Source organism: Hymenobacter miniatus (genome assembly GCF_016427455.1).
In the GTDB taxonomy this organism is placed as follows: domain Bacteria; phylum Bacteroidota; class Bacteroidia; order Cytophagales; family Hymenobacteraceae; genus Hymenobacter; species Hymenobacter armeniacus.
The window spans coordinates 32702-47109 of sequence record NZ_JAELXR010000003.1; the positions used below are offsets into that span (position 1 = coordinate 32702).

The 14408-nt window shown below is 61.7% G+C and carries 9 protein-coding genes; 7 read left to right on the plus strand and 2 right to left on the minus strand.

The window, feature by feature from the left end:
- Window positions 1-110: 110 nt before the first annotated feature.
- Window positions 111-2045 carry a hypothetical protein gene (locus tag JAO73_RS05445; RefSeq protein ID WP_198976138.1) on the minus strand — a complete coding sequence of 645 codons (1935 nt, stop codon included), beginning with the start codon at window positions 2043-2045 and terminating at the stop codon, window positions 111-113.
- Between the two features lie 427 nt (window positions 2046-2472).
- On the opposite strand from JAO73_RS05445, the gene JAO73_RS05450 reads away from it, so the two are divergent.
- The 7 genes from JAO73_RS05450 (at window position 2473) to JAO73_RS05480 (ending at window position 11951) form a co-directional block, all read left to right on the plus strand.
- Window positions 2473-3597: an efflux RND transporter periplasmic adaptor subunit gene (locus JAO73_RS05450; protein ID WP_198976139.1), complete on the plus strand. Its 1125-nt coding sequence runs from the start codon at window positions 2473-2475 to the stop codon at window positions 3595-3597.
- A gap of 182 nt (window positions 3598-3779) precedes the next feature.
- Entirely contained in the window at window positions 3780-6971 is a 3192-nt protein-coding gene (locus tag JAO73_RS05455) for an efflux RND transporter permease subunit (protein ID WP_198976140.1), read from the plus strand.
- Window positions 6964-8418, plus strand: a complete 1455-nt coding sequence (locus tag JAO73_RS05460; protein ID WP_198976141.1) for a TolC family protein — start codon at window positions 6964-6966, stop codon at window positions 8416-8418. The genes JAO73_RS05455 and JAO73_RS05460 overlap by 8 nt, the downstream gene beginning before the upstream one ends.
- 190 nt (window positions 8419-8608) lie before the next feature.
- Entirely contained in the window at window positions 8609-9070 is a 462-nt protein-coding gene (locus JAO73_RS05465) for a hypothetical protein (protein ID WP_198976142.1), read from the plus strand.
- A 76-nt stretch (window positions 9071-9146) separates the two neighbouring features.
- Window positions 9147-9713: a 2'-5' RNA ligase family protein gene (locus tag JAO73_RS05470; protein WP_198976143.1), complete on the plus strand. Its 567-nt coding sequence runs from the start codon at window positions 9147-9149 to the stop codon at window positions 9711-9713.
- 135 nt (window positions 9714-9848) lie between these two features.
- Window positions 9849-10151 (plus strand): hypothetical protein, encoded by a 303-nt coding sequence (locus tag JAO73_RS05475; RefSeq protein WP_198976144.1) that lies wholly within the window; start codon window positions 9849-9851, stop codon window positions 10149-10151.
- 630 nt (window positions 10152-10781) lie between these two features.
- Entirely contained in the window at window positions 10782-11951 is a 1170-nt protein-coding gene (locus JAO73_RS05480; protein WP_198976145.1) for a hypothetical protein, read from the plus strand.
- Window positions 11952-12046: 95 nt separating this feature from the next.
- Here JAO73_RS05480 and tamL read toward each other — a convergent pair whose 3' ends face one another.
- Window positions 12047-14407, minus strand: a complete 2361-nt coding sequence (tamL, locus tag JAO73_RS05485; protein ID WP_198976146.1) for a translocation and assembly module lipoprotein TamL — start codon at window positions 14405-14407, stop codon at window positions 12047-12049.
- Window position 14408 lies beyond the last annotated feature (1 nt).

Genomic DNA, 14408 nt, shown 5'->3' on the forward strand with positions numbered 1-14408 from the left:
ACGGGCTACCTGTCGGCAGACCCTGCCAGCGCGTTGGGAAGTTGCCCAACCTTCTCCAGCACGTCGTGCAGCGCGCCGTCGGCGCACTTCTGCCACGTCGTTTGCGTGTTTTAACGAAGCGGTAAAGATGCTTCGGCGGGCTGCTGCTGCACGTCCTGCTCAAACATCTCGACAGGCCCTTTATCTACCGGCGGCGCCGTCTCGCGGGCCTGGTCTACGGGGCTGGCGGCGCGCGTGGCAAAAATCCGCTCCCGAATGGCCGTCGCCAGAGCCTCGTTTTTCCAGTACTGCACGTGCGCCGCCAGCGGGGTGCGGGCGTCTGCGTCTATCCGGTTTTCTACCGGTTGGTAGCCCGGCACCTGGGTGTCCGCGGGGGCGTCGTAGAAATCGAGGCCGCCGCTCACCACGTCGTTTTTCGAGTAAATGTTAATCCACTTCACGTAGTTGCGCACGCGCCAGGAGCGCAGCAGCGGCTGCACCGAAGCCATCAGGGGCGGCCGCACCGAGGTGTCGTCGGATTGGGTGTGGAAGAGGTAGGCGGTTTTGTCGAGCGGCGAGCCGAAGGTGATGAGGCCGCCGGTCCGCACGTCGGCCTGCAGGGGCCGGTCCATGCTTTCGTCGAGATGCAGCGTGGCGTTGAGGGCATCGTAGGTCACCACCGAGCCCAGCGAATGCCCCACCAGCACCAGCCGGTCGTAGGCAAAAGGCAGCTTCACGGCGGGGTCGGGGCTGGTGGCGGCGCGGGCCCCGTAGAGGGCACAGGCCATTTGGGAGGCCTGGCGCTTCACCTCCTCGCGCACCTTATGAAACTTGTCCACTTTGTACGCGTCCAGGTAGATGGCCACGTCGCCCATGTACTGCACCAGAAACCCGCGCAGGTACAAGCTGATGCCCACCGTGAGGCCCCAAACGCCGCCAATGAAAGCCATGCGCAGCAGCACGGCCCAGTGGGGTTTGGTCAGCCCGTCGGGCAGGGCGCGCAGCCAGGCATTGTTCTGCTCCAGCTGCCAGATGTAGCTGAGCACGGGGCTGGGGTCGGGGGCCTTCGGGGCCAGGGTGTGCGCGCTGGTGAAGTAGTCCCAGGCCATGATGCCGGCCATGCCCACCAGAAACCCGCCGGCCACCCCCAGCAGCCCCCACACGGCCCAGTGCACCAGCTTATCGGCCCGCCAGTCGGCCCCTGCCCGGGCTTTTTCCTTCGAAATCCCGCTGACCTTGCGCACCACCTTGCGGTCGAGCTTGCTCAGGTTTTCGACAATCTTCTCGCTCCACAGCAAAAACAGCCCCGCCACCACGGCCGGGAGCAGCAGCCACACCAGGTCCATCGTGAGCCGGTCGACCAGCCGGGCCGGCATTTTAGAGAAGCTGGAAAAGCTCAGCAGGTTGGCCCCCACCACCAGCGTCAGCAGGGTGTTGATGGCCACCAGCGCCAGCACCAGCACCAGTGCCGCAAACAGCCCCAACACCGTTTTGCGGGGAATGGTAAACTCCCGCGTTTTCCCAAAGAGCCAGCGCTGAAACGTGCTGCCCTTCAGCAGCCGCGACCGCACCCCGCGCCACCCCGCCGAGGCCATGAAGCGCACCACTTCCGACAGCGAGATGTTGCCTTCGGTGAGGGGCGCCCAGTAGTTTTCGTACACGTGCACCGTGCGCTTTTGCTGGCTGCGGGCGTCGGTCAGCTCCACCTCGGCCCGCGCGAGCCAGGTTTCGCGCTTGCTGTCGGGGTCCAGAAAGCGCACGTGGGTGACCACCGGCGCGGGCCCGGTTAGGTCGGTCCTGGTGGGCTGCTGCAGCAGCTTCACCACGTCTTCCAACGTGGCGAAGGGCACTTGCTGGCCCATGCCGTGGCTCACCAGCAGGGCCACGGGCTTGTCGGGGGCTTCGGTGTGGGTGCCCGTGGTGGGGCGGGTCAGCGAAGTGGCCACGGTGGTAGAATTCGCCAGGTCGACAGCAGGTAAGCTCGGGCTCATCAGTAGAGGTAGATTGAGGTGATGAATGCGGGTATATACCAGCGCAATGATATAGGTTTTTCTGGAATAAGTCATTTCATTCTCAAAAAAATCTAGGCCGATTGGGCAAATGCTTTGTCCAAATGCCGAAATCAGCGCGAGGCCGCACTGCATACAGCCGGTGAGCTGGAGAGCGGGACGGAGCCGGCGCTGCCCGGCGCGGGCGGGCGTAGCGGCGTGAGAATGAATTCGGCGCTTCATATCCGCTTCATGCGGTTGGCCGTTGGTTTGTGCCGTGAACCCCTCACCCGGGCGGTGCTGCACTGGTCTTCCCACCCGGCCGCAGCTTTCCGCCGCCCGGCCTTTGGTACCGGCCGGTGGCCGGCCACCAACGGCTTGCTGCTGCTTGAGCCAGGCCGAACGCGCATGTACGAACCCCACCACGCAACCACGGGCAGTCGATGAACGGGAGACCCGGCCCCGGTTGGCGTGGCCCAGCCACTACACAATCATCATTTAGACAATGCATTACCGAACTCCCACGCTATTCTCCGAGGCTTACCTAAAAAAAACGCTGCTGCTGCTAAGCGGCAGCGCGCTGCTGTACACCACCGGCTGCAAGGAAGAGAAGAAGCCAGTCGAAGAGCAGATTAGACTGGTGGCCACCAGCCCCTTGCAGAAGGACACCACCATCACGAAGGAGTACGTGGCCCAGATTCACTCCTACCAGCGCATCGAGCTGCGGGCGCTGGAGAAGGGCTACCTGGAGAAGATTTTCGTGGACGAAGGCCAGAAGGTCGCGCAGGGCCAGACCATGTTCCAGATTAAGCCCACCGTGTACCAGGCCGAGCTGAAGAAGTCGCAGGCCGAGGCGCACTACGTGCAGATGGAGTACCAGAACACCAAGAACCTGGCCGACAAGAACATCGTGTCGAAGAGCGAGCTGGCGCTGTCGCAGGCCAAGTACGACAAGGCCAACGCCGACGTGTCGCTGGCCCAGGCCCACCTGCAATTCACGACGGTGAAGGCGCCGTTCACCGGCATCATGGACCACTTTCAAGCCCGACTGGGCAGCCTTGTGGACGAAGGTGACCTGCTGACGACGCTGTCGGACAACAGCAAAATGTGGGTGTACTACAACGTGCCCGAGGCCGAGTACCTGGCCTACAAGCAGCACGCCAAGACCAACGACAAGGCCGCGCACGTGAAGCTGCGCATGGCCAACAACGAGGTGTTCGACCAGACCGGTATCGTGCAAACCATTGAGGCTGATTTCAATAACGAAACCGGTAACATCGCCTTCCGCGCCACCTTCCCCAACCCCGACGGCCTGCTGCGCAACGGCGAAACCGGCAGCGTGCTCATGACCGTGCCGCTGAAACACGCCCTCATCATCCCGCAGAAAGCCACCTTCGAAATCCTCGAAAAGAAGTACGTTTTCGTGGTCGACAAAAACAACGTGGTGCACCAGCGCGAAGTCGGCATCGCCTCCGAAATGCCTGACCTCTATATCATTGGCTCCGGAATCACGCCCAACGACCGCATCCTCCTGGAAGGCCTGCGCAAGGTGAAAGACGGCGACAAGGTGACCTATGACTACAAGGCGCCGCAGGGGGTTCTCTCGAATTTGAAGGTGACGGCCGAGTAAGCGTCAGGGCGCAGCCAAAAAGCCGTCATGCAGAGCGCAGCGAAGCATCTCGCTTGTGCCAGCAATCAAAAATGCAGAACGATTGATTTAGTGGCGGCACGCAAGATGCTTCGCTGCGCTCTGCATGACGGCCTTTTGGGTTCTACCGCCCTTCCAATTAATATCCACACAGCCAGAAGAATATGTTTAGTAAATTCATTCGCAGGCCCGTATTTGCCATTGTTATTTCGGTGTCCATTCTGCTCATGGGCGGGCTGGCCATCATGCAGCTGCCCACGTCGCAGTTTCCGGAGATTTCGCCGCCCCTTGTGATGGTGAGCGCCTCCTACCCTGGCGCTAGTGCTAAAGTGCTGACGGAGTCGGTACTGATTCCGCTGGAGCAGGCGGTGAACGGGGTGCCGGGTATGAAGTACATGACTTCCGACGCCGTATCGGCTGGTGAGGCCAACATTCAGATTGTGTTCAACCTGGGCACCAACCCCGACCAGGCGGTGGTGAACGTGAACACCCGCATTGCGCAGGTGCTCAACCGCCTGCCGCTGATTGTGCAGCGCGAGGGCGTGATTGTGAACCGCGTGGTGCCTAACATGCTGATGTACGTGAACTTGTACTCGAAAGACAAGAACACGGACATGAAGTACCTGTTCAACTTCGCCGGCGTAAACATGATACCCGAGTTGCAGCGCCTCGGCGGCATTGGCCGGGCCAGCATCCTGGGCAGCCGGCAGTACGCCATGCGCGTGTGGCTGAAGCCCGACCGCATGCGGGCCTACAACATCTCGGTGGACGACGTGATGAAGGCGCTGGATGAGCAGAGCGTGATTGGCTCGCCGGGCCGCATTGGCCGCGCCGATGGCAAGAACGCGCAGTCGCTGGAATACGTGCTGAGCTACCAGGGCCGCTTCAACGACGTGGAGCAGTATAAGAACGTGATTCTGAGGGCCAACGCGAACGGGGAAAGCCTGCACCTGAAGGACGTGGCCAACGTGGAGCTGGGCTCGGAATACTACGACATCTACTCCAACCTGAACCAGTATCCTTCGGCCGCTATCGTGCTGAAGCAGACCTACGGCTCGAACGCTTCGGACGTTATTAAAGAGGTGAAGGCCAAGCTGGAAGAGCTGAAAAAGAGCAGCTTCCCGCCCGGCATGGACTACAAAATCACCTACGACGTGTCGAACTTCCTCGACGCCTCGATTGAGAACGTGATTCACACCCTGCGCGATGCCTTTATTCTGGTGGCGCTGGTGGTGTTCATCTTCCTCGGCGACTGGCGCTCGACGCTGATTCCGGCGCTGGCCGTGCCGGTGTCGCTGGTGGGCTCGTTCATTGCGATGCAGGCGTTCGGCCTCACCATCAACATGATTACGCTGTTTGCGCTGGTGCTTTCGATTGGTATTGTGGTCGATAACGCCATTGTGGTGATTGAGGCGGTGCACGCCAAGATGGACGAGCATCATCTATCGCCTTATAACGCAGTCCGACAAGTGGTTGGGGAAATCAGCGGCGCTATTATTGGTATCACCATCATGATGACGGCCGTGTTCATTCCGGTGTCGTTCATGAGCGGCCCGGTGGGCATTTTCTACCGCCAGTTCTCCATTACCATGGCCACGGCCATCGTGATTTCGGGCCTCGTGGCCCTGACCCTGACGCCGGTGCTTTGCGCCATGATTCTGAAAAACCACCATGGCCAACCCAAGAAGCAGACGCCGCTACAGCGCTTCTTCGACTGGTTCAACCGTGGCTTTGAGAAGCTGACGAATGCCTATGTGGGCCTGCTGCAGCGCATCGTGGCCAACCGCATTGTCACTTTCGTGATGCTGGTGGCCTTCGGGCTGGGCATCTGGGCCATCTCGGCGGGTCTGCCGGCCGGCTTCATTCCAAGCGAAGACCAGGGCCTGATTTACGCCATTGTGCAGACGCCCCCCGGCACCACGCTGGAACAAACCAACGCCGTATCGAAGCGCCTGCGCGACCTGGCCAAGGACGTGCCCGGCATCGCCAACATCTCGACGCTGGCCGGCTACGAAGTACTCACCGAAGGCCGCGGCTCGAACGCTGGTACTTGCTTGATTGACTTGAAGCCGTGGTCGGAGCGCAAGGAATCCATTGCCGAAATTGTGGAGAACCTAGAAAAGAAGGCCCACGAGATTCCCGGCGCGACCATCGAATTCTTCGAGCCGCCGGCAGTGCCGGGCTACGGCGCGGCGGGTGGTTTCCAGCTGCAGATGCTCGACAAAACCAGCACCGGCGACTACAAGGCTCTGGAACGGGTGAACAACGAGTTCATCGCCAAGCTGAAAAAGCGCAAGGAGCTGGCGGGCGTGTTCACCTTCTTCTCGGCCAACTACCCGCAGTACGAGCTCAAGATTGACAACGAGTTGGCCATGCAGAAGGGCGTGAGCATTGGCAACGCCATGAACACGCTGAGCATCTTGGTGGGCTCGACTTACGAGCTGGGTTTCATCAAGTACCAGCGCTTTTTCAAGGTGTTTGTGCAGGCTTCGCCGGAGTACCGCAAGCTGCCCGAAGACATCCTGAACATGTGGGCCAAGAATGACAAAGGTGAGATGGTGCCATTCTCGGCCTTCATGAAAATCGTGAAGAGCCAAGGCGCCAACGAAATCAACCGCTACAACATGTACCCCACCGGCTCCATCCGGGGCGGTGCCGCGCCGGGCTACAGCTCGGGCGAGGCCATCAAGGCGGTGCAGGAAGTGGCCGAGACCCTGCCCCACGGCTACGGCATCGACTGGGGCGGCTTGTCGAAAGACGAAGTGGGCCGCGGCAACGAGTCGACCGTGATTTTCCTCATCGTGCTGGTGTTCGTGTACCTGGTGCTGGCCGCGCAGTACGAAAGCTTTCTGCTGCCGCTGGCCGTTATTTTCTCGCTGGTAGCGGGCGTGTTCGGCTCGTTCCTGTTCATCAAAATCTTTGGCCTGGCCAACGACATCTACGCCCAGGTGGGCTTGGTAATGCTCGTCGGTCTGCTGGGTAAAAACGCGGTACTTATCGTTGAATTCGCGGCCCTCAAGCACGAGGAAGGCATGAGCGTCCGCGACGCGGCCATTGAAGGTGCCAAGACCCGTTTCCGCCCGATTCTGATGACCTCGTTCGCCTTCATCGCCGGCCTGATTCCGCTGGTGGTGGCCACCGGCGCCGGTGCCATCGGCAACCGCACCATTGGGAGCTCGGCGCTGGGCGGCATGCTGTTCGGCACTGTGTTCGGGGTAATTATCATCCCCGGCCTGTACTACTTCTTCGGCACCCTGGCCGGCAACAGCAAACTGATTAAGGATGAGAATGAGTCGCCCATCCTCGAAGGCGTAGAGCCCCGCGTTACACTAGAAGAAATGGAGCCTTATGCTTAAGAAACGAATTTATCAATACCTCGGTGCTGCCGGTTTGGCTCTCGCGGTGGGGGCCTGCAAAACCCCGGAGCTAGTGGTGAAGAACGAAACCCGCAGCACCCCGGCCAGTTACCCCACGGCTTCGGCCGCGGCCCCGGCCACCGCCGACAGCGCCAATCTGGCCCGCGTGCAGTGGAAACAGTTTTTCACCGACCCCAACCTGAAAGCCCTGATTGAAACGGCCCTGCAAAACAACCAGGAGCTGAACATCACGCTGCAGGAAATCGAGATTGCCAAGAACGAAGTGCGCGCCCGCAGCGGCGAATACCTGCCCTTCGTGGGCCTGGGCGCCCGCGCCGACGTGGAAAAAGTAGGCCGCTACACCCTGCAAGGCGCCACCGAGGAGCAGGTCGACATCAAGGAAGACCGCCGCACGCCCGACCCGCTCACCAACTTCCAGCTGGGCGCGTTTGCCACCTGGGAGGTCGACATCTGGCACAAGCTGCGCAACGCCAAAAAGGCGGCAGCCCTGCGCTACCTGGCATCGGTGGAGGGTAAAAATTTCATGGTGACCAATCTGATTTCCGAGATTGCCAACTCGTATTACGAGCTGCTGGCGCTGGACAACCAGCTGTCCATCGTGAAGCAGAACATCGGCATTCAGAGTAATGCGCTGGAGCTGGTGCGCCTGCAAAAGGAATCGGCTCGCACCACCGAGCTGGCCGTGAAACGCTTCGAGGCCCAGGTGCAGCACACCCGCAGCCTGCAGTTCAAGCTGCAGCAGAGCATCACGGAAACCGAGAACAAGCTAAACTACCTGGCCGGCCGCTACCCGCAGCCGGTGGTGCGCGACGACGCCACGTTCAACGACCTGCAGCCCTCCGTCATCACGGCCGGCCTGCCCACCCAGTTGCTTAGCAACCGCCCCGACATCCGGCAGGCCGAGCAGCAGCTGGCGGCCGCCAAACTCGACGTGCAGGTGGCGCGCGCCAACTTCTACCCGTCGCTGAGTCTGGCCGGGGGCGTGGGACTGGCGGCCTTCACGCCCGGCCTGCTGGTCTCGACGCCGCAGTCGATGCTCTATTCGCTGGGTGCCGACCTGGCCGGCCCGCTGTTCAACCGCAACGGCATCAAGGCTACCTACTACAGCGCCAATGCCACGCAAACGCAGGCCGTGTACCGCTACGAAAAGACGGTGCTGAACGCCTACGTGGAGGTGAGCAACCAGCTTTCCAACATCAGCAACCTGGAGAAAAGCTACGACGCCAAAGCCAAAGAGGTGGCCGCCCTGAACCAGTCGGTGGACATTTCCAACAGCCTGTTCCGCTACGCCCGGGCCGAGTACACGGAGGTGCTCTTCACCCAGCGCGAGGCGTTGGAGTCGAAGTTTGACCTCATCGAAACCAAGATGCAACAGCTAAACGCAACGGTGAATGTGTACCGCGCTCTGGGTGGCGGCTGGCAATAGTACCTGCGCCGCATACCATTTAGGCTACGTTCCCGCTGATTGAAACGCCCCGCACGAATCTGTAGCGGGGCGTTTTTGTGTTTAGCCCCGGCGGTGTTGGCCGTTCGCGGTAGGGGAGGGCGCGGCCGTTGGGCCGGGACTGGGGACACTCACGTATCTTGGGCGAGCCCATTGACTCCTGTGCCCCGCCATGCCTTCCGGCAACAACGCCCCCACGCCCGCTGAACGCCCCGCCGACAGCCGCCCCAACCACCGTCTCGAACCGGCAGAAACGCCGGAGACTCCGCTAGCCGAGGCCAGCCACCGGCAGCGCCTCAGCGACGCCGTGCTGCTCACGGCCACCCGGTGGCGGCCGCTGGTGGCCGTGCTCGATGCCGTGCAGTCGCACACAGCCACTGATTCTGTGTTTCACACCCGCCGCCTCAAGATTAACGCCCAGATTGCCCGGGTATACGCCGAGCTCAAAACCGAAAAGCCCAGCCGCCAAACCCTGCTGCACGCCTTCCAGACCATGGGCGAGCTGGTGAAGGAAGAAGCGCGCGACATCAGCAAAGACGAGCTGAAGCAGGCCGCGAAGGAAGTGGTGCTGGCCACCCTCAAAAATGCGCCGGGCCTGATAAGCGCCGCCCACCAGGCCCGGCTGCTCTCCTGAGCAGGGCGGCACCCCGGGCGCCGGCGGCCGGGCGGGGCTTTTGCGTACAGCAAGGCCGTCTTGTTCGTTGTGCGCCATGAAAACGCTCTACCTGCTGGCCGTGCTGCCGCCAGAACCCGTCTATTCCGAAACCTGGGCCCTGAAGCAGGAGGTGCATCGCCTCACGGGCAGCCGCAACGCCGTGCGGCTGCCGCCCCACATCACCCTGCTGCCACCCCAGCGCCAGCCCGATTCGTTTGAGGCCCGCTGCACGGTGGCGCTGACAGCTTTCGCGGCCACGCAGGGCCCAGCCACCGTGGCCCTGAACGGCTTTGCCTGGTTTGGAGAACGCACCCTGTTTGTGCGGGTGAGCGAGCCCGGCGCAATCGGGGCCTTGCACGCCCGGCTCGTGGCCTGGTGCGCCGCGCACTTGCCCGAAGTGCCGACCGAAAGCCGGCCCTTTACGCCGCACCTCACGCTGGCCACCCGCGACTTGCCCCCTGCGCAGGTACCGGCGCTGCGCGAGCTGTTTGCGGCCCGCCCCTATGCCGCCGAGTTTGTGGTGAACCGCCTCACGCTGTTCCGGCATAGCGGGCAGCTGTGGGAGCCGCGCGCCGCCTTCGACCTGCGCGGCACCGAAGCAGCCGCGCCGCTGGCCGGCTGAAAGCTTCCCGGGCAGGCACCCGCGCCGCCAAGCTGTGCCGCAAGCCGAGCCAACCCTTTTGCCTTGTTTGCGTTAAAAGCCTTCAGATTGGCGTTTTGCGACGCAAATATGGTTTCACTAACTCTTGTAGCCGCTATGAAAAAGCAATTGTTTCTGCTCGCGCTGTTGGTTACCACGGCCGGCTATTCGGCCAGTGCCCAGACCAGCACCACCACCACTACCCGCCAAACCACGGTAACGCCGGCCACGCCTGCTTCGCCGTCGTATCCAACGGCGGTACCGGCCCCGGCCACCAACACCACCGAATCGACCACTACTACGGTAGAAACGGCGCCCGCTACCTCCACCACTACCGTTGTAACGCCTGCTCCGGCAGTGCAGACCGACGCTAAGGTGAAGGACAAGCGCAACAAAACGAAGGTGAAACCCAAGGATTAGGTATAGCCTGTTTCACTTAGTCGGAAAATGCCCGGCTGCAAGCACTTGCAGCCGGGCATTATTGCTTGCATTTGTTTGACATCCATGATGTAATGCCTAATTCACTGCGAAACCGGAACCGCTTTTTGAGTTTGACAATGATTCCGTTACAAAATGATAAATATCATTTTTGCGTGTATAAAAAATAATGTTGGTTCGTTTAGTTAAATATTATATATTATTTGTACATTTATTGCGTTTCGAAACGAAACAGCATGGTTCCGCCTTTCCCCTTTTATTCCAGTTTGCCGGGCAAAGCGGAGTCCACCGTTTACCACACCCACCCGCGGTGCAAGGTGGCGTTGGGCATAGCCGAAACGGCGCGCGTGCTGGGAATGGGGGAGGGCAGGAACGAGTGTCCATTTTGCTACCTGTTGGGGCAGTTCAAAACCAGCCGCCTGGCTACGGGTGACGCCGGCCGCGAGCCGGCCGGGGGCCATGCCAGCAGCAGCCCGGCCCGCGAAAACGCGTATTCGACCCCGTCGCGCTGAAGCCCGCCGCCGGGCCGGAGCAGCCGCCAGCCCGTTTCTTTGCGGCGGTGCCGGCCTCGGGCAGCTAGTGGAGCTGCCAGACTAGGCACCGCCTTTGCCTATGCCGCTTCTTGAAGTTGTTGACGACCGCCTGGCGCGGTTGTTTATTGAATTGCCGGCCCGCCTGCACGCGGCCGTGCCGAACTACATCGGCCCGCTCGAAAACGAAGTGGAAGCCGTGTTCGACCCCGCCAAAAACCCCAAGTTCAAAAATGGGGAGTGCGCCCGCTGGGTGCTGACGGACGCTTCCGGCCAGGCCGTGGGCCGCGTGGCCGCCTTTCTGAACCGCGACGCGGTGGACGTGCAAAACCCGGACCTGCCCACCGGCGGCATGGGCTTCTTTGAATGCACCGACGACCAGGCGGCCGCCAACCAGCTCTTCGACGCGGCCCGGCAGTGGCTGGCGGCCCGCGGCATGCAGGCCATGGACGGCCCCATCAACTTTGGCGAGCGGGACCGGTTCTGGGGGCTGCTCATTGAGGGCTACGACCTGGAGCCCAACTACGGCATGTTCTGGCACCCGGCCTACTACCGGCCGCTGTTTGAGCACTACGGGTTCGAGCTGTATTTCAAGCAGTACACCTGCTACCGCACCACGGCGGCCGAGCTGCACCCCAGCTTTGCCAAGCGTGCCGAAGAGCACGCCGGCACCTACCGCTTTGCCCACGCCCGCAAGCAGGACGCCAAAAAGCTGGCCCAGGACTTCCACCACGTCTACAACCTGGCCTGGGCCCGGCACTCGGGCGTGAAGCCGATGACCCTAGACGAGGCCCGCAAGATTGTGCAGCAGATGAAGCCCGTGCTGGACGAGCGCCTGCTCTGGTTTGCCTACCACGGCCCGGAGCCGGTGGCCTTCTTCATCAGCCTGCCCGAGCTGAACCAGATTTTCAAGCACGTGGGCCGGCGCCTCAACCTGCTGGGCAAGCTGCGCTTTTTGTGGGAGCAGCGCCGCTACATGCAGCGCCGCGACAAGAAGCTGTTCGGCATCATCTACGGCGTGGTGCCCGAGCACCAGGGCAAGGGCGTGGACGCGGCCATGCTGGTGTATGCTCGCCAGGCATTTATCGATGCGGGCTACGCCGACATCGAGATGAACTGGATTGGCGACTTCAACCCTCGCATGCTGGTGACCACGCGCTCCATCGGCGCCAAAATTCTGAAAACCCACGCCACCTACCGCTACCTGTTCGACCGCGAAAGGCCGTTTGAGCGCATGCCGATAATTCGGTGAGGTGGTGGGGATGGTTAGAATCCTAGCTGTGCTAGCTGCGCAATTGGCACATCACACTTCCCATCTCCCTTCCTCTTTTTCTCCCTACCTCTCCACTAGAACGGATACCCAATGGCCAAGTTGAACCGGCCCGCGGGGTTATCGGGTGTGCCGTAGGGGGCTTTAAACGGCAGGGCGTAATCGAAGCGGATGACGAAGAACTGCACGTCGATGCGCAGGCCCGCGCCGTAGCCCACGGCCAGCTGCTTGAGGAAGGAATTGGCTTTAAACTCGCCGCCTTCCCGCTCCGGGTCGGGGTTGGCCAGCCAAATGTTGCCGGCATCTACGAACAGGGCGCCTTTCACGTAGGGCACCAGGTCCTGGCGGTATTCCACGTTGCCTTCGAGACGGATGTCGCCCACTTGGTCGTAGAACTGGTTGAGGCTCTGCTCGGTGGTTTGGGGGCGGTAGGTGCCGGGCCCAATGCCGCGCGCCGCAAAGGCCCGCACGCTGTTGGGGCCGCCAATGCCGTACTGCTTGGGGTAGGGGAGCACCACGGAGTTGCCGTAGGGCATGCCGATGCCGGCCTGCAGGCGCGCCACAATGCGGTTGCCGGACGTGGGGTTCTGGCTGATGCGGTAGTACTCGCGCAGCTCCAAATCAAACTTCAGGTACTGGCTGAACTGCTGGCCCAGCACGGTGTAGCCCTGGTCGGGCAGGTTGCGGCTCTGGCCCGTGGCCTGGGCAATGAGGCTGGCCACGTTGCCGCTGCCCTCCACCTGGCCGCTGAAATAAATCTGCTGGCGGCGCTGCTCCAGCACCTGCTGGTTGTAGGTGTAGCGGTACGAGCTGGCCAAGATGAACTGCTGCTCGAAAGCGCTGCGCAGGTAGCGGCGGGTTTTCAGCAGGTCGTTGAAGGCCTTGGTGGTGTCGGCCAGGCGCACGTAGGTGATGTCGATGGGTCGGATTTCCTGCTCGTTGGTAATCTTGGTTTTGAAGGTGTAGCCGTAGTTGAGGTTGAAAAAGTCCTCGCGGAAGTAGTTGGCGCGCGTGACGGTGCGGTAGCCGGCTCCGATGGTGGTGCGCGGCTGAAAGTCGGAGTTGGGCAGCTTGATGTCGAACAGCGGCAGGTTGGGCGCCACCAATCGCGGAAACACCAGCTGCGCATTCAACCCGAACTCGTAGCTGGTGAGGCCCAAGGCGCCGTTGCCGTTGCCGCTTTGGGTTTCGGTGCTGGCCACGGCGTTCACCAGCAGCTGCTCGCCGCCGCGCAGGGCCGAGCGGTTGCGAAACGACAGCGTGAGGCCGGGGCCGGTGAAGCCGTTGCTCTTGCTCACCAGCTGCAGGTCGGCCCGCAGGCTCTTCTTCTTGAGCTGCGTCATCAACACGTCGGCGTCGAGGCGGGCGCGGCCAGCCGAGTCGCCGGCCGCCGAAGGCCGCAGCCGGATTTCCACGAACTTGAACGTGTTCAAGCTCATCAGGCGGCTGATGGTCTGGTCGCGGCGCCGCCGGCGGTACAGGCTGTCCGGGTACAGGAAGGTGGCGTTGGTAATGGCCTTGGCCTTGAACACCTTTTCGTCGGGGTAATACTCGTACTTCTTGTACAGGATGGGCTGCCGGGTGGTCGTGTCCGTCAGCACGTAGTTGGTGTTCAGTCGAATACGCTCGAGCCAGTACGGCTTGGTGGCCTTGTCCGGCGCCTTGGCCTTCACCCGCAAATACACGTTGATTTTGTTGTTCAGCGTGCTGTCGACCTGAAACAGGATGTAGTCGGGGTTAAAATAAAAATAGCCCGAGTTTTTCAGGTCGTTGTCGATGCGCACCCGCTCGGCCGTGAAGGTGTTGAGGTTATAGGCGTCGCCCACCTTGAGCAGGCTGCCCGCCTGCGTGGCCCGAATGTCCTTATCGACCAGCGTGTCGCGGTCGGGGAAATGAATTTCCTGAATGGTATACACCCGGCCGGTATTGGCCGTGTAATTCACCTGCGCGGTTTTCTCCTGGGTTTTCACTTCGTTGGTCACCGTGCCCTTGAAGAAACCGTTGTTGTAGAGCCGGTTGGTGATGAGGCCGCTGGTGGCGGCAATTTTCACGTCTTTCAGCAGCACCGGCGCCTCCCCAAACTTGTCGGCCAGGAAGTGGCCCAGGCCCTTGGTTTTGCCTTGGCCCAGGCCCCAGAAGTACAGCTTGGGCCGCAGGCCCAGAAACGAGGCATTGGGCTTGGGCCGGATGACCGATTCCAGCTCCGTTTGCAGGGCCGCTTCGTTGGTGATTTTCTCCGGCGACTTGATGATGACCTTGCTGCCGGTGTACAGCTTCTGGCCTTCGGGCACGTATTTCAGCCCCGAGCAGGCCGACAGGCCCAGCAGCGCCAGCGCCGTCACGGCCCAGGCCCCAAGCCGGCTGCCCGAGTTGCCCGCGCGCCCGCGCAAGGGCGCGGCGCAAGGCTCAGCAGCAGAACGGCGGTAGTGAATAAGCATA

Excerpts from the sequence above, each read along its gene's own strand:
- JAO73_RS05445 (WP_198976138.1), bottom strand. The coding sequence starts at position 2,045 with ATGACTTATTCCAGAAAAACCTATATCATTGCGCTGGTATATACCCGC.
- JAO73_RS05450 (WP_198976139.1), top strand. The coding sequence starts at position 2,473 with ATGCATTACCGAACTCCCACGCTATTCTCCGAGGCTTACCTAAAAAAA.
- JAO73_RS05455 (WP_198976140.1), top strand. The coding sequence starts at position 3,780 with ATGTTTAGTAAATTCATTCGCAGGCCCGTATTTGCCATTGTTATTTCG.
- JAO73_RS05460 (WP_198976141.1), top strand. The coding sequence starts at position 6,964 with ATGCTTAAGAAACGAATTTATCAATACCTCGGTGCTGCCGGTTTGGCT.
- JAO73_RS05465 (WP_198976142.1), top strand. The coding sequence starts at position 8,609 with ATGCCTTCCGGCAACAACGCCCCCACGCCCGCTGAACGCCCCGCCGAC.
- JAO73_RS05470 (WP_198976143.1), top strand. The coding sequence starts at position 9,147 with ATGAAAACGCTCTACCTGCTGGCCGTGCTGCCGCCAGAACCCGTCTAT.
- JAO73_RS05475 (WP_198976144.1), top strand. The coding sequence starts at position 9,849 with ATGAAAAAGCAATTGTTTCTGCTCGCGCTGTTGGTTACCACGGCCGGC.
- JAO73_RS05480 (WP_198976145.1), top strand. The coding sequence starts at position 10,782 with ATGCCGCTTCTTGAAGTTGTTGACGACCGCCTGGCGCGGTTGTTTATT.
- tamL (WP_198976146.1), bottom strand. The coding sequence starts at position 14,407 with ATGCTTATTCACTACCGCCGTTCTGCTGCTGAGCCTTGCGCCGCGCCC.